We start from the raw sequence: 1,327 nt of genomic DNA, 5'->3' as shown, positions 1-1,327 counted from the left end.
TTTTATTGAAATACTCAATATAAGTTATCAATAGAATAAAATAAAAAAGAAAGGTATAACCTTTCTTTTTTATTTTAAATTTATAGTAATTTATTTCTAGACATAAAAAATGTTATAATTAAACAAATTAAAGTTGTAATTAACATAACAATCCAAAATCCATTTACATCATTAGCATAAGGAATTCCTCCAACATTCATTCCGAAGAATCCTGATATTATAGTTGGAATTGTAGTTATTARWGTTACAGATGTAAGAAATTGCATAACTACGTTCTGGTTGTTACTTATTATTGCACTGAAGGCATCCATGATTCTACTTAATATATCTCCATAGATTGTTGCCATTTCAACAGCCTGTCTATTTTCTACTAAAACATCTTCTAGTAAATCTTCATCATCTGGATACTTTTTAATACTGCTTGTACGAACCATTTTATTTAAAACTAGCTCATTAGCTTTAAGTGAAGTAGAGAAGTATACTAAAGATTTTTCTAGTTCAAGAAGTTGTATAAGCTGCTTATTTTTCATAGAGTTATAGATTTCTTTTTCTATTATAGTTGTCATCTTATTTATTCTTCTTAGGTAGTGAAGATAATAAGTTGCATTTTTATGAAGTATTTGAAGTATGAATCTAGTTTTCTTGTAAGTATAAAAATCCTTTATATGACCTACTATAAAGTCATTTAATATTTTAGTTTGAGCAGTACAAACAGTTAGTAAGGCATTATCAACAAGAATTATACCTAAAGGTATAGTAGAGTAGTGAGAAGACTTTTCATCACTTTCATCTATAGGTATATCTATAAGTATAAGTGTATGGTTATCTTCAACATCTATTCTAGAACGTTCCTCTTCATCTAGTGCAGATTTTATACTATCTATATCTATATTTAGTAAATTAGCAATTTCATTAATTTCACTTTGATTTGGTTCAACAAGATTTATCCAACAGCCGTCTTCAAAAGAATTAAGCTTTTCTAATTTCTCGTCAATAGTTTTATAGTATCTTATCATTTGAAATCATCCTTTATCAAGTTTTTATAAATCTCATCACTTAATATTATCTATTAAATAATTGATTTATATAAACAAAATAAAAAATTAATTATTTAAAGACAATAAATAAGCGATGGCTATTAAGTTCTGTCCTCCCAAAGGACTATGGTCCATTATCCATCACTCTCCTAAATAATATTCTGTTATAAATAATTTAGCATTTTTATAGGATTCTTTCAATAGATTTGTCAAATTTATTGATGTAAAAATTAGAAAAAWTTAAATTCATAAGAAATTCACCATATATTCATATAAGATGGCTATAATAT

General features: G+C 25.3%; 2 protein-coding genes (1 of these 2 running past the window's edge). One reads left to right on the top strand and one right to left on the bottom strand.

From position 1 onward, the window contains the following. Positions 1 to 80: 80 nt before the first annotated feature. On the bottom strand, positions 81 to 1,016 hold the full coding sequence (locus G3997_RS06400; RefSeq protein WP_296644617.1) for a magnesium transporter CorA family protein: 936 nt from the start codon (positions 1,014 to 1,016) through the stop codon (positions 81 to 83). 309 nt (positions 1,017 to 1,325) lie between these two features. Between G3997_RS06400 and G3997_RS06395 the strand changes: the two genes are divergently transcribed. After that, positions 1,326 to 1,327: part of an aldo/keto reductase coding region (locus G3997_RS06395; RefSeq protein WP_296649451.1), annotated on the top strand (this coding region is incomplete at its 3' end). 1,102 nt of the annotated region lie beyond the right edge of the window; the window shows 2 of its 1,104 annotated nt.

This window comes from Romboutsia sp. 13368, from assembly GCF_018336475.1.
GTDB lineage: Bacteria > Bacillota > Clostridia > Peptostreptococcales > Peptostreptococcaceae > Romboutsia.
Note: the sequence above shows the minus strand (reverse complement) of the source record. Positions and strands in the feature narration are given on the sequence as shown.